Raw genomic sequence first — 17,491 nt, forward strand, 5'->3', positions numbered from 1 at the left:
AGGTTGCACTACAAGAGGCTGCACAGCGGCATACAGGTGAAGCCCAACACACGGCCTTCCCTGCGCAGTGGTTTGACGGCTTATGCCGAGCTCTCCCCGGGGAGCGATGCACTATTGCCCCCGTCGCCTTGCGGATGGCTGATGTGAGCGCCCGGTCGGGCCGCCCACATCACCACAAGACTTGACGCACAGACCCCGGGCGTCAGGACGACACGGTTTTGCCGTACGCTAATAGCACCGGTCGTGTGCGCGATGCCCTCGCTCACGGTTTCCCGCCCTGCGAAGCCCTTCGCGCCGATGTGACTAGCGTCCACCGCAGCTCACCCCGCGTTTCGTGACGATCGCGATACGCCCCTCTGACCGGGATGAGGTGGCGACAAGATGCGATAAATCAGAATTTCTGTAAAGGCGAATATTTTCGCGCCAGCGGATTGACCTGTCGTTTGGGTGTTTTGCCCGTCGGGCGACGCAAGGTCTTGTAGACCGGATGGAGCCCAGCGTAATCCGGGGCCCGTACCCGCGGAACGAATCCCGGATTGCGCTTCGCTCCATCCGGGCCACGGGACTCGCGGCGGCGTGATGAGGGCTTGGTGATCCTGCGCGGGATATCGTAGAAGCGATCCGAACAGGAGAGTCCTAAACAGGAGACTTGGGCGTGATGGTGGGCGACACGAACGTTCGGGCTGGCCAGTGCCATTGCGGCACCGTGCGTTTCGAGGCGACGCTCAGCGACGGCTTCAATTCGATCCGCCGCTGCACCTGCTCCTACTGCCGCATGCGCGGCGCCGTCGTCGTCATGGCGGCAATGGGCGGGATCAAGTTCCTCCAGGGCGAGGATGCGCTCACAAGCTACCGCTTCCATACCGGATCAGCGCAGCACTTCTTCTGTTCCCGTTGCGGAATCTACACGCACCATCAGCGACGATCCGACCAATCTCTCTATGCCGTCAACGTCGCCTGCCTGGATGGGGTAAGCCCGTTCGATTTCACTGAGGTGCCGGTCATGGACGGCATCAACCACACCAACGACACCGGTCAGCCGACGCGGCGGGCCGGCACGCTCCGCTTCATTCCGGCTGACTGAGGGCGGGGTTGCCTGGCTCAGCCGCGCGGCGACCGCGGCGGCCTGCGCTTCGCGGCATGCCGGCGCGGCGAGCGTGTCACGCGGGGGCGCAGGCGGGTTACAGCGGCTTCACGGCGCGGCTTGGTCTGGACTGGGCCGCGGGCGAGATCCATCAGCATGCGCAGCGCCTCGACCACCGAGCGTTGACGCACGGCGGTGCGGCCGATGGCGCCAAAGCGATGCTCGCGGTGAACGATACGTCCGTCGCGCGCGGCGGCAGCGAAATGCACGAGGCCCACCGGCTTGCCCGGTGTGGCGCCGCCGGGGCCGGCAATGCCGGTGATGGCGACTGCAAGATCGACGCCGGCACGCTCCAGCGCGCCGACCGCCATGGCTGTTGCGGTCTCCCTGCTGACGGCACCGAAATTGGTGAGCGTGCTTGCCTCGACCCCGAGCATCGCGCGCTTGGCGTCGTTGGAATAGGTGACGAAACCCCGATCGATCACGTCGGAGGAGCCGGGAATGTCGGTCAGCGCGCCCGCGACGAGACCGCCGGTGCAGGACTCCGCAGTCGCGATCGTCAGCTTGCGCATCCGGCACAGATCGAGCAGCGAGCGGGAGAGGGCGCGTGCGTCGCTGCCGGCCATGGCCTAGACACTCCAAATCTTCTCGTTAAACGGCAGACGGATGGTGGCGCTCGCGGTGGCCGCGATGCCTTCCTCGCGGCCGGTGAAGCCGAGCCGCTCGCTGGTGGTCGCCTTGACCGCGACCCGGGAGAGGTCGACGCCGGAGATCTCGGCGATGCGCGCGCGCATGGTGTCGCGCAAAGGGCCGATCTTCGGTCGCTCGCAGATCATGGTGACCTCGAGATTGGCGATGCGGCCGCCGCGCTGGGTGACGCGCTCGATGGCGTATTTCAAAAACTGGTCGGAGGAGGCGCCTTTCCACTTCGCGTCGCTGGGCGGAAAGTGCGAGCCGATATCGCCGTCAGCGAGCGCGCCGAGGATGGCGTCGACCAGCGCATGCAGGCCGACATCGCCGTCGGAATGGGCCAGGAAGCCCTTGGTGTGCGGCACGCGCACGCCGCAGAGCATGAGATGGTCGCCCTCGCCGAAGGCGTGGACGTCGTAGCCCGTGCCGGTCCTGATGTCGCCGAGCAGGCTGGCCAGCCGCGCTTCCTCGCGCACGAAATCCTCGGGGGTGGTGAGCTTCATATTGGCAACATCGCCTTCAAAGGTTGCAACCGTCAATCCCGCCCATTCGGCAATCGCGGCATCGTCGGTGAAATCGCTGCGCCCGTCCTTGGCCGCGCGACGATGCGCTTCGAGGATGACGTCGAAGCGAAAGGATTGCGGCGTCTGTGCGATCCGCAACCGCGCCCGGTCCGGCGTATCCTCGACATTACCGTTCTCGCCGGTGACCTTGATGGTGTCGGTGACGGGAACGACGGGGATCGCGGCGCCGGTGCGGCTGGCCGCATCGATCGCGCGGGTAATCACGCCTTCCGAAACGAAGGGGCGCGCGGCGTCGTGGATCAGCACGATGTCGGGCTTGTGCCTGGCGAGCGCTTCGAGACCGGCGAGCACCGAGGCCTGCCGGGTTGCGCCGCCATTGACCGGCGCCTCGTGGCTGAGCCCTGCGACCGCTGCCGTGAACATGGCGCTGTCGTCGGGGTTCACGACCGGCTGAACCGCGAACACGTCTCCATGACGGCTGAAGGCCTCCATGGCGCGATAGATCACCGGCACGCCGCCGATCTCGCGATATTGCTTGGGGCCACCGGCGCCTGCGCGCAGGCCGCGTCCGGCCGCGACGAGAACGACTGCGGTGCGCTGTGATTTCGCCATAGGACTCAAATACTCATTTGATGATGAAGAGAGTCGGGGGTGGGGTGATTGCCGCATGCCTCTAGCACGGCAGGCCCGCAAAAAAAGGGGGTTTCCCCGGATTGTGGGAAACAGCATTTTGCTGCACTGCACTTGAAAGATTTGCAGAACTGTCTAAACTGTAGGCATGACGCTTGACTGCACAAGAATTGTGCGCAAGATAGGTCATGGCAGGCGCGATGAGGCGCTGCCAACGCAACGAGACCCCTGTGACCGGCTCGGCAGTATCAGGCTCTAAGCCATTGAAGATAGGCGATATTGACGTCGCCACCCCGGTCTTCCTGGCGCCGATGTCGGGGGTGACTGACTCGCCCGTCCGCCGGCTGGCCGCGGAGTTGGGGGCCGGTCTGGTGGTGTCCGAAATGACGGCCAGCGACGAACTCGCCAATGGCCATCATATGTCCCGGTTGCGCTGCGAAGCCACCGGGATCGGTCCGCACGTGGTCCAGCTCGCCGGTTGCGAGACGCACTGGATGGCAGAGGGCGCCCGGATCGCCGAAGCCGAAGGCGCCGACATTATCGACATCAACATGGGCTGTCCGGCCCGTCACGTCACCGGCGGCCAGTCCGGTTCCGCCTTGATGCGCGACCTCGACCACGCCGTCAGCCTGATCGAAGCGACGATCGCGGCGGTGAAGGTGCCGGTGACGCTGAAGATGCGGCTCGGCTGGGACGACCGCACCCGTAACGCGCCGGAATTGGCGCGGCGGGCGCAGGCGTCGGGCATCAAGCTCGTCACCGTGCACGGCCGCACCCGCTGCCAATTCTACAAGGGCGAGGCCGATTGGGACGCGATCCGCGCCGTGCGGGAGGCCATCTCCATTCCGCTCGTCGTCAATGGCGACATCACGACTTACGAGAAGGCGCTCGCGGCGTTAGAGGCCTCCGGCGCCGACGCCGTGATGATCGGCCGCGGCGCGCAGGGCCAGCCCTGGCTGCCCGGCCAGATCGGCCGCCGCCTCAAGGGCGGGGCGGCGGAAGCCACGCCGTCGCTCGAGACGCAGCTGCATTACGTCCGCACGCTTTATGAAGGCGTCTGCGCGCTCTACGGCTTGCGCATCGGGCTGCGGCACGCGCGAAAACATCTCGGCTGGGCGCTCGACGTCGCGGCCGATGTGAGCCGCGCGCCGGCCGAGAAGCTGAAATCCTGGCGCCAGAAAATCCTCACCTCGGAGGATCCGCGCCTCGTCCACCGATCACTGCAAGATGCCTTCGACGACTTCGCATGGAGCGCCGCTGCATGAGCTCAGCCGCTGAACATCGTCGGCCCGTTGCGTCCGACAGCGATGCCATACTGGACGCACTGCCGAATCCCATGCTCATGATCGGGCCGGACGGCAAGATCGTCGCCGCCAACATCGCAACCGAAGCCTTCTTCGATATCTCGACGCAGTTCTTGAAGCGGCAGTCGCTGAAAGAGCTGGTGCCGTTCGGCAGCCCCTTGCTGGCGCTGATCGACCAGGTGCGTTCGTCGAACGCGCCGGTCAACGAATACAAGGTCGATCTGGGCACGCCGCGCATGGGCGGGGACCGCCAGGTCGATCTGCACGTTGCCCCCGTCACGGAACGGCCCGGCCATATCGTGGTGATGCTCCAGGAGCGCTCCATCGCCGACAAGATGGACCGCCAGCTCACCCATCGCAGCGCCGCGCGCTCGGTGATCGCGCTCGCCGCGATGCTGGCGCATGAAATCAAGAACCCGCTCTCCGGCATCCGCGGCGCGGCGCAGCTCCTGGAGCAGCAGGCCTCCTCGGAAGACCGCATGCTGACGCGGCTGATCTGCGACGAGGCCGACCGCATCGTGACGCTGGTCGACCGCATGGAGGTGTTCGGCGACGAGCGCCCCGTGGTGCGCGGCCCCGTCAACATCCATTCGGTGCTCGATCATGTCAAACGGCTGGCGCAGTCCGGCTTTGCCCGCAACATCCGCTTCGTCGAGGACTACGATCCCTCGCTGCCGCCGGTGCTGGCGAACCAGGACCAGCTCATCCAGGTGTTCCTCAACCTGGTGAAGAACGCCGCCGAAGCGCTGATCGACGTTCCCGACGGCGAAATCCAGCTCACCACCGCATTTCGTCCCGGCGTGCGCCTGTCAGTCCCCGGTCAAAAATCCCGTGTATCCCTGCCGCTCGAATTCTGCGTGAAGGACAACGGACCAGGCGTGCCGGACGATCTTCTGCCCAACCTGTTCGATCCCTTTGTCACCACCAAGCAGACCGGCTCGGGTCTGGGTCTCGCGCTGGTCGCAAAGATCATCGGGGATCACGGGGGCATCATCGAATGCGAATCTCAGCCGCGGAAGACCACCTTCCGCGTGCTGATGCCGATGTATTCCACATCGGTGAAACATGCCGATCAAAGCAGTCGCGACGGCTCTGCCGGGAAGTCGTCGTCTGCGTCACAGGGGGCAAAATGAGGATTAACGATGCCCGCAGGTAGCATTCTCGTTGCTGATGACGACACCGCCATCCGCACCGTTCTCAATCAGGCACTATCGCGCGCCGGCTACGAAGTGCGGCTGACCGGCAATGCCGCGACGCTGTGGCGATGGGTCAGCCAGGGGGAGGGCGATCTCGTCATCACCGACGTGGTGATGCCCGACGAGAACGCGTTCGACCTGTTGCCGCGGATCAAGAAGATGCGGCCGAATTTGCCTGTCATCGTCATGAGCGCGCAAAACACCTTCATGACGGCGATCCGCGCCTCCGAGCGCGGCGCCTATGAATATCTGCCGAAGCCCTTCGACCTGAAGGAGCTGATCGCCATCGTCGGCCGCGCGCTGGCCGAGCCGAAGGAGCGGGTCTCGACGCCGAACGAGGACGCCGAGATGGAGGCGATCCCGCTGGTCGGCCGCTCGCCGGCGATGCAGGAAATCTATCGCGTGCTGGCGCGGTTGATGCAGACCGACCTCACGGTGATGATCACGGGCGAGTCCGGTACCGGCAAGGAGCTGGTGGCGCGCGCGCTGCACGACTACGGCAAGCGCCGCAACGGCCCGTTCGTCGCGGTCAACATGGCGGCAATCCCGCGCGACCTGATCGAGTCCGAACTGTTCGGCCACGAGCGCGGCGCCTTCACCGGGGCCAACACCCGCGCCTCCGGCCGCTTCGAGCAGGCCGAGGGCGGCACGCTGTTCCTGGACGAGATCGGCGACATGCCGATGGAGGCGCAGACCCGTCTGCTGCGCGTGCTTCAGCAGGGCGAATACACCACGGTCGGCGGCCGCACCCCGATCAAGACCGACGTGCGCATCGTCGCGGCCTCCAACAAGGATCTGCGCGTCCTGATCCAGCAGGGCCTGTTCCGCGAAGATCTGTTCTTCCGTCTCAACGTCGTGCCGCTGCGGCTGCCGCCGTTGCGCGAGCGCATCGAGGATCTGCCGGATCTCATCCGTCATTTCTTCGCGCTGGCCGAGAAGGACGGACTGCCGCCGAAGAAGCTCGACGCGCTGGCGCTGGAGCGGATGAAGCAGCATCGCTGGCCGGGCAACGTGCGCGAGCTCGAGAACCTCGCCCGTCGCCTCGCGGCGCTCTATCCGCAGGACGTGATCACGGGCTCGGTCATCGACGGCGAGTTGGCGCCACCCACGGTCAGCCCGGGTGCCGCAGTCCAGCATGGCGTCGACAATCTCGGCGGCGCCGTGGAAGCGTATCTCTCCTCGCACTTCCAGGGCTTCCCGAACGGCGTGCCGCCGCCGGGCCTCTATCACCGCATCCTGAAGGAGATCGAGGTGCCGCTGCTTACGGCCGCGCTCGCCGCCACCCGCGGCAACCAGATCCGCGCGGCCGATCTGCTCGGCCTCAACCGCAACACGCTGCGGAAGAAGATCCGGGATCTCGATATCCAGGTGTATCGGAGCGGGGGCTAGCCTTCCCGCAACCGACGGTGGCTCAGCTCCCCTATCAAGCGGAGCTGAGCCTGTCCGGTTCGCGTTGGCCGTTGTGGCTGACGCGGTGAGCAGAAGTCCCGATGGGACCGAAACGTTCCTCCGGAACATTCATATGGTGATTTCTGCCGCGGGACCCGGCCTCACACCTATCTGACAAACCGGCCTGCTAGCTGTATCGCGCTGGCGACGTTCGCATTGGGCTCCTGCACCCCGAGACCATTGACCAGCAGATCCGCCGCCACGATCAGCAGCAGCACGGCCGACACCATCATTGCGAGAAAGAATTTGTGCATGCCGGTCAAGCCGCCGGAGCCGGATTCCGTTCCCGCCCTGCGGCATGTCGCTGTGGATGCGCGGGTCGGTCGCGGCGGGGGCGCCGCGGAATTGTCGCAATTCGGCAACAATGTGGTACGAATACATCAGTATCCGCCCGCCGCGGACCCCGTTTTCAGCACCCATTGCCGGAATGACCAGCGCAGACACCTCGGCCGCATCCTTTGACACGGCCCCAGCTGAAGAGCCCCGGCGTTGGTCGGCGCGCCGCTGGCTGGCGCCGTTCGCCGTGGCCCTGGCCCTGCTGTCGGCCTGCCTGACGTTCCTGGTCCTGACCGGCCTCACGTCGATCGAGCCGACCCCGGCGGTTGTCCGCTCGTTCTATCTGATCAATGCTGGCACGATCCTGCTGCTGGTCGGCATCATCATCCGCGAGCTCTGGCAGCTGATCCTGGCGCGACGGCGGGGCAGGGCGGCGGCGCGCCTCCATGTCCAGATCGTCAGCCTGTTCTCGATCGTGGCGGTGCTGCCGGCGGTGCTGGTCGCCGTCGTCGCCAACGTCACCATCGAGCGCGGCCTCGACCGCCTGTTCTCCGGCCCGACCAAAGAGGTGATCCAGAATTCGCTGACGATCGCGCGCGCCTACATGCAGGACCACGCGCAGCTGATCCGGGGCGACATTCTCGGCATGGCCAACGACATCGCCCACGCCCGGCCGCTCTACGACCAGGATCGCCGCTCTTTTCGCGAATTGCTGACGTCCAGCGCCGCCTCGCGCAATTTGCCGGGCGCGATGATCATCGACAAGAACACCAACATTCTCGAATCCGCCGACACCGGCATGCGGCTGGCCTATTCGCCGCCGGCGCCGGACTTCCTCAGCAACGTCAACGAATCCGAGCCCGAGATCGCGGTGCTGCCCGATGCGAGCTTCGTCGCCGCGGTGGTCCGCTTGCGCGCCTTCAGCGACACCTTCCTCTACGTCGCGCGGCCGCTCGATCCGAATGTCGTCAACCAGCTCAAGCAGACCGAGGTCAGCGTCGCCGAATACGCCCAGATCGAGTCGCGCCGGCTCGGCATCCAGGTCGCGTTCGCGCTGATGTTCGCGGTGATCGCGCTGACCATCCTGATGGCCTCGGTGCTGATCGGCCTCAACTTCGCCAACTCACTGGTCTCGCCGATCCGGCGGCTGATGAACGCGGCCCAGACGGTCTCGACCGGCGACCTCCATGTGAAAGTGCCGGTGCACCAGTCGGAAGGCGACCTCGCCCAGCTGGGTGAGACCTTCAACAAGATGACGGAGGAGTTGCGCAGCCAGCGCGACGAGCTGGTCAACGCCAGCGACCTCATCGACAGCCGCCGCCGCTTCATCGAGGCGGTGCTGTCGTCGGCTAGCGCCGGCATCATCGGCGTGGATAATTCAGGCAGCGTCGGCATCCTCAACCGTTCCGCCGAAAAGCTGATCGGGCACTCCGAAGCCGAGACGCTCGGCCATCCGCTTTCCGACGTGCTGCCCGAGCTCGAAGAGATGATGAAGAGCGCGCGGGAAGGGACCCAGCGCCTGGTGCAGGGGCAGATCACGATCACCCGGGACGGGCAGGAACGCAATCTGTCGGTCCGCGTCAGCGCCGAGAAGACCAGCCAACCCCACGACAGCTACATCATCACCCTCGACGACATCACCGAACTGGTCTCGGCGCAACGCACCTCGGCCTGGGGCGACGTTGCGCGCCGCATCGCGCACGAGATCAAGAACCCGCTAACCCCTATCCAGCTCTCCGCCGAACGCATTCGCCGCAAATTCGGCAAGGACATCACCGAGGGCAAAGACAAGCAGATCTTCGAACAGTGCACCGACACCATCGTGCGTCAGGTCGACGATATCCGTCGCATGGTCGACGAGTTCTCGCGCTTTGCGCGGATGCCGAAGCCGGTGATGGAGGGTGAGGACGTCGCCGACGCAGTGCGGCAGGCGGTGTTCCTGATGAAGGTCGCCCACCCCGAGATCGATATCGAGGCCGAGTTCAGGGAAGACCCGCTGCGCGCGCAGTTCGACCGGCGGCTGATCTCGCAGGCCGTCACCAACATCGTCAAGAACGCCACCGAGGCGATCGAGCAGGTCCCCCTGGAGGAGCTCGGCAAGGGCCGGATCGACGTCGTGGTCTCGCGCGAGGGCGAGGACGTGCTGATCGACGTCGTCGACAACGGCATCGGCCTGCCCAAGGTGGCGCGCTCGCGCCTGCTCGAGCCCTATGTGACGACACGCGCCAAGGGCACCGGCCTTGGGCTCGCGATCGTCGGGCGCGTGCTGGAAGACCATGGCGGCCGCATCGAACTGAAGGATGCCTCGGACTTCCGCGAGGGCCAACGCGGCGCCTGGATGCGGATGCGTTTTGCGATCTCCGGCGCTCCCGCCAAGAGCGAGGGGGCCGAACCGGCAGCCGCGGCAACGACCAAGCCGGAAAGCGGCGAAACGGCCACGAAATCCGTCAAGGATCCGGAAACAAAGCAGGCGGCCGTCGAAACCAAAGAGCCGGCTGAAAAGACCAATGATTCAACGAAGATCGAAGCCTCAACAGGCAGCTGAGAAAACAGGCGACCCATGGCAAGTGAAATTCTGATTGTCGATGATGAGGCCGATATTCGGGATCTCGTTGCGGGCATCCTCGAAGACGAGGGCTTCGTGACCCGGACCGCGCGCGACAGCGATACGGCGCTCGCCGAGATCGCCAACCGCAGGCCGCATCTGGTGTTCCTCGACATCTGGTTGCAGGGCTCCAAGCTCGACGGCTTGCAGCTCCTGGAGCAGGTCAAGAAGGACAACCCCGATCTGCCGGTCGTGATGATCTCCGGCCACGGCAACATCGAGACCGCGGTCGCCGCGATCAAGCGTGGCGCCTACGACTTCATCGAGAAACCGTTCAAGACCGACCGGCTGATCCTGGTCGCAAACCGTGCACTGGAGAACTCGCGGCTCAAGCGCGAGGTCAAGGAGCTGAAGCAGCTCGCGCCGAGCGCAAGCTCGCTGGTCGGCCGCTCGCCCAGCATGAACCAGCTGCGCCAGACCATCGAGCGTGCGGCCAAGGCCAACAGCCGCATCCTGATCGTCGGCCCCGCCGGTGCCGGCAAGGAACTGACCGCCCGCACGTTGCACACGGCCTCGGGCCGCGCCGACGGCCCCTTCGTCGTCATCAACGCCGCTGCGATCACGCCCGAGCGGATGGAGCACGAGCTGTTCGGCATCGAACAGTCCAACGGTGAGCACGCGCGTAAGCCCGGCGCGCTCGAGGAGGCCCACGGCGGCACTCTGTTCATCGACGAGATCGCGGACATGCCGCGCGAGACCCAGAACAAGATCTTGCGCGTGCTGGTCGAGCAGTCGTTCCAGCGCGTCGGCGGCAACGGCAAGGTGCAGGTCGACGTCCGCATCATCTCGTCCACCGCGCGCAACCTCGAAGAGGAGATCGCGGCCGGCCATTTCCGCGAGGACCTCTATCATCGACTGTCGGTGGTGCCGATCCGCGTGCCCGCGCTATCGGAGCGGCGTGAGGACATCCCGGAATTGATCGACTACTTCATGGAGCAGATTTCCGCGGGCAGCGGCCTGCCCAAGCGGCAGATCGGCCAGGACGCGATGGCGGTGCTGCAGTCGCATGTCTGGCCGGGCAATGTGCGCCAGCTCCGCAACAACGTTGAGAGAGTCATGATTCTGGCCGCGGGCGGGCCTGAAGTCATCATCACTGCCGACATGCTGCCGCAGGACGTCGGCTCCATGGTGCCGGCGATGCCGACCAGCAACAATGGCGAGCACATCATGGGCCTGCCGCTGCGCGAAGCGCGGGAAGTATTCGAGCGCGACTATTTGATTGCACAGATCAGCCGTTTCTCAGGAAATATTTCTCGCACGGCCGAGTTTGTTGGCATGGAACGCTCGGCACTGCATCGGAAGTTGAAGGCGCTCGGCGTCGGCTAACGCTGCGACGTCGTTGGAATAGGCGAGGAAAATCATCGATTTCCGTAGTTTTTCGGGGCAATACGGCATGGGCTGCCGCGTGAAGCGGCTTGCCTAATAAGCCTACCTGTCCTCTAATCGAACCGCTGTCCCTCCGAGGGGGATCTCATGAGGGACGGCAACCGGACGAGGACCCCCAATTTTCAAAAGAGGGCCGCAACCGGCGCAATAAAAAGAAACTCAAAGCGAGAAAAAAACAATGGCGGCAGACCGCGCACAAAACCTGCAGGACACCTTCCTTAATCACGTTCGCAAAACCAAAACGCCACTGACGATCTTTCTGGTCAACGGAGTGAAGCTCCAGGGCATCGTGACCTGGTTCGACAATTTCTGTTTGCTGCTTCGGCGCGACGGTCACTCGCAGCTCGTCTACAAGCATGCGATCTCGACCATCATGCCAGGCGCTCCGATCCAGTTGTTCGAAGGCGGCGAGGACCAGCCGGCTTGAGAGTGATCTGATTGGAACCCCGGAATTTCGACGGGGATGCCGACCGTCCGCGGTCGGCAGGGGATAAGCAGACGGGGCGGGTGCTTGTCATCGGTCCCTATTTGCGAGTGCGCGCAGGCAATGCCGACGCGCAATCGGAAGCTCATGTTCTGCGTGACGCGGAAGCCCGGCTCGACGAAGCTGCCGGCCTCGCGCGCGCGATCGATCTCGTCGTTGCCGATGCCATCATCGCGCCGATCAACCAGATCCGCCCTGCGACCTATATCGGCAAGGGCAAGGTCGAGGAGATCGCTGCGCTCGCCAAGAGCCTCGACGTCGAGCTCGTGGTGATGGATTGCGCGCTGGCTCCGATCCAGCAGCGCAATCTCGAGAAGGAGCTGCAGGCAAAGGTGCTCGACCGCACCGGGCTCATTTTGGAAATCTTCGGACGCCGCGCCAAGACCAAGGAAGGCTCGCTCCAGGTCGAGCTCGCGCATCTCAACTATCAACGTTCGCGCCTGGTGCGCTCATGGACCCATCTCGAACGCCAGCGCGGCGGCTTTGGATTCATGGGCGGTCCCGGCGAGACGCAGATCGAAGCCGACCGCCGCCTGATCCAGGAGCGCATCTCCAAGCTCGAGGGCGAGCTGAAGAAGGTGCAGGCCACGCGCCGTCTGCATCGCGCAGGCCGCCAGCGCGTGCCGTACCGCGTCGTCGCGCTGGTCGGCTACACCAATGCCGGCAAGTCGACGCTGTTCAACCGCCTGACCCGCGCCGACGTGCAGGCCGCCGACATGCTGTTCGCCACGCTGGATCCGACCCTGCGCGCGCTCACGCTGCCGCATGGCGGCAAGGCGATGCTGTCGGACACCGTCGGTTTCATCTCCAATTTGCCGACGCAGCTCGTCGCCGCTTTCCGCGCCACGCTGGAGGAGGTGCTGGAAGCCGACGTCATCCTGCATGTGCGCGATATCTCGCACGACGACGCCGAGGCGCAGCAGAGCGACGTTGACGCCGTGCTGCGCCAGCTCGGCATCAATCCCGATGATTCAGGCCGCATCATCGAGGTCTGGAACAAGATCGACCGTTATGGTCCCGAACAGCGCGAAGAACTTTTGAACATCGCCGCGCGCAGGCCGGAGGATCATCCGGCGATGCTGGTGTCCGCTGTGTCGGGCGAGGGGGTCGACGCACTGCTCGCCGCGATCGAGGAGCGCTTGGCCGCCAAACGCATCACGCTCGACCTCTCGATCGATGCCTCCGACGGCGCCGGCATCAGCTGGCTGCATCGGAATTCCGAGGTGCTGGCCAAGGAGCTGCACGACGGCCGCTTCGACATGACGGTGCGGGTGGACGAGACCAAGCGGGACATCGTGGTCAACAGATTCGATGCGGTGCCGCGACTGTCCGCGTAGACGCCGTCGCCCGCCAGTGAGTTGAGCTAACTGCTGCCTCAAGCAACGCTGTCGTCCCGGACAAGCGTAAGCGCAGATCCGGGACCCATAACCACAAGCGGCTGGAATTGGCACGCTGGTAGCTCCAGCGTGGTTCAACAATGTGCATTCGGGGTAATGGGTCCTGGCTTTCGCCAGGACGACGCTTGAGCTAGGAGCGCGCTTGGTTGCTTCTCTCGGGCGGCGCAGCGCTTTTCGCCTCACCTTTCGCCTCATTCCACAGCGCGTCCATCTCCGCGAGCGACGCCTGCTCCAGCGTCCGCCCCTGTGCTTCCAGCGCCCGCTCGATATAGGCAAAACGCCGCTCGAACTTCGCGTTGGTCGCGCGTAGCGCGGCTTCCGGATCGGCATCGACATGGCGGGCGAGGTTGACCAGCGCGAACATCAGGTCGCCGGTCTCTTCCGCCAGGCCCTCGCTGTCGTTGCGGTCGAGGGCGGCCTCGATCTCGTCGGCTTCCTCGCGGATTTTTGCCAGCACCGCGCGCGGATCGTTCCAGTCGAAGCCGACAGTGGAGGCCTTGCGCTGCAGCTCCATGGCGCGCGTCAGCGCGGGCTGGCCGGCCTTCACGCCCGACAGCAGCGATTTGTGGGACGGCACTTCCTGCGGCGGCCGGCGCGCGGCGCGCTCGGCTTTCTCCTCGGCCTTGATGCGGTCCCAGACTTCCTTGACGTGGGAGGAGGCGAGATTGCCGTCCTTGTCGGCGAAGACGTGAGGATGGCGCCGGATCATTTTTCGCGTGATGGCCTCGACGACATCTCCAAACGCGAACGCGTTCTGCTCCGACGCCATCTGGGCGTGGAACACCACCTGCAGCAGGAGGTCGCCGAGCTCCTCGCAGAGGTCGTCGAGGTCGCCGCGGCTGATGGCCTCGACCACCTCATAGGCTTCCTCGATCGTATAGGGCGCGATCGTTGCAAAATTCTGTTCGAGGTCCCAGGGACAGCCGGTCACCGGCGTGCGCAGCGCCGCCATGATCTCGATCAGGCGGGAAATGTCGCGGGATGGGGTCATTGCGGGGCAGTCTCCTGGCTCCCTAGCCTTATGCCAAAAGCGAGCCCCCGTTCCCAGTGTGGCGCGGCGGAACAGGGTGATTTCCACCAGTTGGCGGGCCGGATTGGCGAGCAGCGTGCGCAATGCTAAAGCGCGGGCCATGAGTGACGTATTTTCATCCGAAACCGCATTGGTACTGTTCTCCGGCGGCCAGGATTCCACCACCTGCCTTGCCTGGGCGCTGAACCGGTTTGCGCGCGTGGAGACGCTGGGGTTCGATTACGGCCAGCGCCACGCCATCGAGCTTGCCTGCCGTGACCGACTGTTCGACGGCATCAAGGATCTGCGCGCGGATTGGGCTTCCAGGCTCGGCGAGAGCCACACGCTGTCGATCCCGACACTCGCGGCCGTATCCGAGACGGCGCTGACGCGCGACGTTGCGATTGCGATGGGCGCTGACGGCCTGCCGAACACGTTCGTGCCCGGCCGCAATCTGGTGTTTTTGACTTTCGCCGCGGCGCTGGCCTATCGGCGCGGCATCAGTCACATCGTCGGCGGCATGTGCGAGACCGACTATTCCGGTTATCCTGATTGCCGCGACGACACCATTCGCGCGATGCAGGCCGCGTTGTCGCTCGGGATGGCCCGCAAATTCGAGTTGCATACGCCGCTGATGTGGATCGACAAGGCCGCGACGTGGAAGCTCGCCCATGACCTCGGCGGCGACGGGCTGGTCGACCTCATCCGCGAGCACTCGCACACCTGCTATCTCGGCGAACGCGGCGCGCAGCATGATTGGGGATACGGTTGCGGCGAGTGCCCGGCGTGCAGCCTGCGGGCAAAGGGGTGGCGGGAGTACGTGGCGGGGCGGTGAGGTGCCTCACTGCGCCGTCATTGCGAGGAGCTCTTGCGACGAAGCAATCCAGACCGCCTCTGCGGAGGGATTCTGGATTGCTTCGCTTCGCTCGCAATGACGGAATATGTGGAAGCAGCTTACCGAAAATCCTCCGGCGTCAGCTCGATCGGCTTGCCGTGCGGGGTGCGATCTGCCGCATGGTCCCAGGCGTCGCGGTAGCGATGCAACGTCTCCGCAGACGCAACGCCCTTGCGCGCGACCAGCCCCTCCAGCGTGGCGAGCCAATGGAGATAGTAGGTCTCGCCGGTATCGGGATCGCCGGCCGCCTGCGCACGTTTGATCTCGGAGGCCAGGGCTGCCGCCCATTCGGGCCAGGTGAACACGCCGCGCTCGTGCAGCGTCAGCGCCATCGCGAAGGCGTGCGCCTCCCAGGGCGCGCGAAACACCGGGCCGTCATCATCGCGCGGAATGCTCGGGATGGCTGCCGTCGCGGCGGCAGCAGCCGTGCTGCTCATCACGCCGGGTCCAGATACGGCTCGAACGCATCGATCGAGACTTTCGAGGTGGGATCGCCGTCCGCGCCCCAGAGATCGCGGCCCTCGAATACGACCGTGTAGAGCCATTGCGGATTCTCGCCGAGCTCCATCGCCGCCGAATCCGGAAACACGTGGCAGCCATGGTTCAGCTCGACGATTCCGACATGACCGCGCACGTAGCGCGGCAAGCGGGTGTGGGTCGCGGGATGAATGTTCTTCGCGCGGACCTTGTCACCGATCTTGAATTTCGCCGGTGCCGGGGCAGGCCGGGCGAACTTGCCACGCACCATGATGCGCTCGACCTGGCCGAGATCGAACTTGCCGTGCTTGAGCGCCTTGGCCGGCTGCATTGCGTGGCCGGCGGCGACTTCCTCCCGAGTGAGATAGCCTTTCTCGATCAGCATCTCCTCGAGCCCGAGAAACCATTTCTTGTAATAGGAGCTCGACAGGTACACGTGCGGCGGGATCGTCTCGCGATAGAAGCGCGAGGTGTCGATGTTGAAGGCGCCGGCCGCGCCCATCGCGCGCACCATGGCGAGAACACGCGACTCCCATTCCTCGTGGAACACCGGCTCGTTCGGCTCGGGCTCGACCTTGCCGAAGCCGTCCATGCCGCCCATGTCGTGCACGCCGTTCATGACGGCGCTCCGGGCATCTTGGGAAAGCCGGTGCCGATCATGGAATCGCGCGTGACCAGCTCGGCGAGCTGCTCCTCGCTCCAGCCATCGGTCCCCGCAGGGCGCATCGGCAGCACCAGAAAGCGCGTTTCGGCGGTCGAATCCCAGACCCGGATTTCAACGTCCTTGGCGACCTGCACGCCGAAATCGGCGAGCACGCCGCGCGGGTCCTTCACCGCGCGGGAGCGATAGGGCGCGGCCTTGTACCAGACCGGCGGCAGCCCCAGCATTTCCCAGGGGTAGCAGGAGCACAGCGTGCACACGACCATGTTGTGACGCTGCGTCGTGTTTTCGACCACGACGAGGTGGTCGCCGACGCGGCTGATATGGCCGAGCGTGCCGATCGCCTTCGAGCCGTCCTCCAGCAGTGCCGTCTTGAACGCCGGATCGCTCCAGGCCTTGGCGACGACGCGCGCGCCGTTGTGGGGACCGATCCGGGTCTCATAGGCCTGGATGATGGCGTCGAGCGCGGCCGGCTCGACATAGCCTTTTTCGGTCAGGATCGTCTCGAGCGCGCGCACGCGCAGCTCGGTCTCCGACAGCTCGGAATGGTCGTGATCGTGGTGATGATGATGCTCGCTCATGGGGCGAAGATAGTCCCAGAATCCGGGCGTTGTCGAGGCGAAGACTCTGCTAACATCGCACTATGGGCTGGGCTGCAAGAACCGGAATAACCGCCGCAATCGCGGCTCTTGGCGCATTCGCGGCGCAGGATGCGCGCGCCGCGAATGGCGCCTATGCGGTCGATGCCGCCGACATTTCCGAGGTCGGCTCCTGCAAGGTGGAGAGCTGGCTGTCGACGGCTTCCAACACGGATTTTTCGGCGGTCGCCAATCCCTCCTGCGTCGTCGATCCCTTCAGGCCGATCGAGCTGAGCCTGCAGACCATCCGGGCCCGGAGCGACGGCGGCTGGAGCACGACGGTCGCGCCAAAAGCCAAGACGAATTTCGTCCCGACCGGGATCGGCCGGTGGGGATTGTCGGCCTATGGCGGCGGATCGTTCGACGCGGCGACCGGCGAGGCGCTATCCGCCTTTGCCGTGATCCCCGCGACCTTCCGACTGTCCGAGACCATGCGCATTAACGTCAATGGCGGCTGGCTCTGGGATCGCACGGTGGATCGCCACTACCTGACCTACGGCATCGGCTTCGATTGGAAATTCACCGACACCTTGCAATGGACGATCGAGGCTTACGGGCAGGCCGGCGCCTCCGAGATCGCGAGCATCGTGCAGCCGCGTTTCCAGACCGGTGTGCGCTACCGTCCGAACGAGATCTTCTCCGTCGATGTGATCTACGGCCGCAACATCACAGGCGAAAATGCCAACTGGATCACCATCGGGACCACGGTCCGGTTTCCGGTCCATGGAAGCGAACCCGAACATCGGCGTACCGGGCATCTGTGAGCGCCAGGAAGACCCAAGAACA

General features: G+C 65.0%; 17 protein-coding genes. 10 read left to right on the forward strand and 7 right to left on the reverse strand.

Going from position 1 to position 17,491, the window contains the following annotated elements:
* The first annotated feature begins 658 nt into the window (after nt 1–658).
* Nucleotides 659–1,084, forward strand: a complete 426-nt coding sequence (locus AC0L3J_RS33790) for a GFA family protein (RefSeq protein WP_473349983.1) — start codon at nt 659–661, stop codon at nt 1,082–1,084.
* A gap of 17 nt (nt 1,085–1,101) precedes the next feature.
* On the opposite strand, the gene AC0L3J_RS33795 is transcribed toward AC0L3J_RS33790, so the two are convergent.
* Nucleotides 1,102–1,710 (reverse strand): CinA family protein, encoded by a 609-nt coding sequence (locus tag AC0L3J_RS33795; protein WP_473349944.1) that lies wholly within the window; start codon nt 1,708–1,710, stop codon nt 1,102–1,104.
* 3 nt (nt 1,711–1,713) lie between these two features.
* A complete protein-coding gene (locus tag AC0L3J_RS33800; RefSeq protein WP_473349945.1) occupies nt 1,714–2,910 on the reverse strand; it encodes a bifunctional 2-C-methyl-D-erythritol 4-phosphate cytidylyltransferase/2-C-methyl-D-erythritol 2,4-cyclodiphosphate synthase in 1,197 nt (398 codons plus the stop codon).
* A 281-nt stretch (nt 2,911–3,191) separates the two neighbouring features.
* Between AC0L3J_RS33800 and dusB the strand changes: the two genes are divergently transcribed.
* Genes dusB through ntrC form a run of 3 tightly spaced genes read left to right on the forward strand, consistent with a single transcriptional unit; the run spans nt 3,192 to nt 6,817 of the window.
* Nucleotides 3,192–4,193 (forward strand): tRNA dihydrouridine synthase DusB, encoded by a 1,002-nt coding sequence (gene dusB, locus AC0L3J_RS33805; protein WP_473349946.1) that lies wholly within the window; start codon nt 3,192–3,194, stop codon nt 4,191–4,193.
* On the forward strand, nt 4,190–5,365 hold the full coding sequence (locus tag AC0L3J_RS33810) for a two-component system sensor histidine kinase NtrB (protein WP_473249091.1): 1,176 nt from the start codon (nt 4,190–4,192) through the stop codon (nt 5,363–5,365). The genes dusB and AC0L3J_RS33810 overlap by 4 nt, the downstream gene beginning before the upstream one ends.
* Nucleotides 5,366–5,374: 9 nt before the next feature.
* The gene (gene ntrC / locus AC0L3J_RS33815; protein ID WP_027566921.1) at nt 5,375–6,817 is read left to right on the forward strand and encodes a nitrogen regulation protein NR(I); all 1,443 of its coding nucleotides are present in this window, start codon (nt 5,375–5,377) and stop codon (nt 6,815–6,817) included.
* Nucleotides 6,818–6,984: 167 nt separating this feature from the next.
* Here ntrC and AC0L3J_RS33820 read toward each other — a convergent pair whose 3' ends face one another.
* Nucleotides 6,985–7,131 carry a hypothetical protein gene (locus AC0L3J_RS33820; RefSeq protein WP_473349947.1) on the reverse strand — a complete coding sequence of 49 codons (147 nt, stop codon included), beginning with the start codon at nt 7,129–7,131 and terminating at the stop codon, nt 6,985–6,987.
* Between the two features lie 173 nt (nt 7,132–7,304).
* On the opposite strand from AC0L3J_RS33820, the gene AC0L3J_RS33825 reads away from it, so the two are divergent.
* The 4 genes from AC0L3J_RS33825 (at nt 7,305) to hflX (ending at nt 12,965) form a co-directional block, all read left to right on the forward strand.
* Nucleotides 7,305–9,698, forward strand: a complete 2,394-nt coding sequence (locus AC0L3J_RS33825; protein ID WP_473349948.1) for an ATP-binding protein — start codon at nt 7,305–7,307, stop codon at nt 9,696–9,698.
* Nucleotides 9,699–9,713: 15 nt separating this feature from the next.
* On the forward strand, nt 9,714–11,084 hold the full coding sequence (gene ntrX, locus AC0L3J_RS33830; RefSeq protein WP_007591127.1) for a nitrogen assimilation response regulator NtrX: 1,371 nt from the start codon (nt 9,714–9,716) through the stop codon (nt 11,082–11,084).
* 238 nt (nt 11,085–11,322) lie between these two features.
* Entirely contained in the window at nt 11,323–11,571 is a 249-nt protein-coding gene (hfq, locus tag AC0L3J_RS33835; RefSeq protein ID WP_007591126.1) for an RNA chaperone Hfq, read from the forward strand.
* 11 nt (nt 11,572–11,582) lie between these two features.
* Nucleotides 11,583–12,965, forward strand: a complete 1,383-nt coding sequence (gene hflX, locus AC0L3J_RS33840) for a GTPase HflX (protein ID WP_473349949.1) — start codon at nt 11,583–11,585, stop codon at nt 12,963–12,965.
* A gap of 190 nt (nt 12,966–13,155) precedes the next feature.
* On the opposite strand, the gene mazG is transcribed toward hflX, so the two are convergent.
* Complete coding sequence (mazG, locus tag AC0L3J_RS33845) at nt 13,156–14,016, reverse strand: nucleoside triphosphate pyrophosphohydrolase (RefSeq protein ID WP_473349950.1); 861 nt, start codon at nt 14,014–14,016, stop codon at nt 13,156–13,158.
* Nucleotides 14,017–14,155: 139 nt separating this feature from the next.
* On the opposite strand from mazG, the gene queC reads away from it, so the two are divergent.
* Nucleotides 14,156–14,869, forward strand: a complete 714-nt coding sequence (queC, locus tag AC0L3J_RS33850; RefSeq protein WP_473349951.1) for a 7-cyano-7-deazaguanine synthase QueC — start codon at nt 14,156–14,158, stop codon at nt 14,867–14,869.
* A 119-nt stretch (nt 14,870–14,988) separates the two neighbouring features.
* Here queC and AC0L3J_RS33855 read toward each other — a convergent pair whose 3' ends face one another.
* From AC0L3J_RS33855 to nthA, 3 genes are read right to left on the reverse strand one after another with little or no spacing between them, the layout of a single operon-like run.
* Nucleotides 14,989–15,366, reverse strand: a complete 378-nt coding sequence (locus tag AC0L3J_RS33855) for a nitrile hydratase accessory protein (RefSeq protein WP_473349952.1) — start codon at nt 15,364–15,366, stop codon at nt 14,989–14,991.
* On the reverse strand, nt 15,366–16,025 hold the full coding sequence (gene nthB / locus AC0L3J_RS33860) for a nitrile hydratase subunit beta (protein ID WP_473261287.1): 660 nt from the start codon (nt 16,023–16,025) through the stop codon (nt 15,366–15,368). The genes AC0L3J_RS33855 and nthB overlap by 1 nt, the downstream gene beginning before the upstream one ends.
* Nucleotides 16,022–16,648, reverse strand: a complete 627-nt coding sequence (gene nthA, locus AC0L3J_RS33865) for a nitrile hydratase subunit alpha (protein WP_473349953.1) — start codon at nt 16,646–16,648, stop codon at nt 16,022–16,024. The genes nthB and nthA overlap by 4 nt, the downstream gene beginning before the upstream one ends.
* Nucleotides 16,649–16,710: 62 nt before the next feature.
* Between nthA and AC0L3J_RS33870 the strand changes: the two genes are divergently transcribed.
* Entirely contained in the window at nt 16,711–17,469 is a 759-nt protein-coding gene (locus AC0L3J_RS33870; protein WP_456764372.1) for a hypothetical protein, read from the forward strand.
* The last annotated feature ends 22 nt before the right edge of the window (nt 17,470–17,491 follow it).

It is taken from the genome of Bradyrhizobium sp. Kon37 (assembly GCF_055807535.1).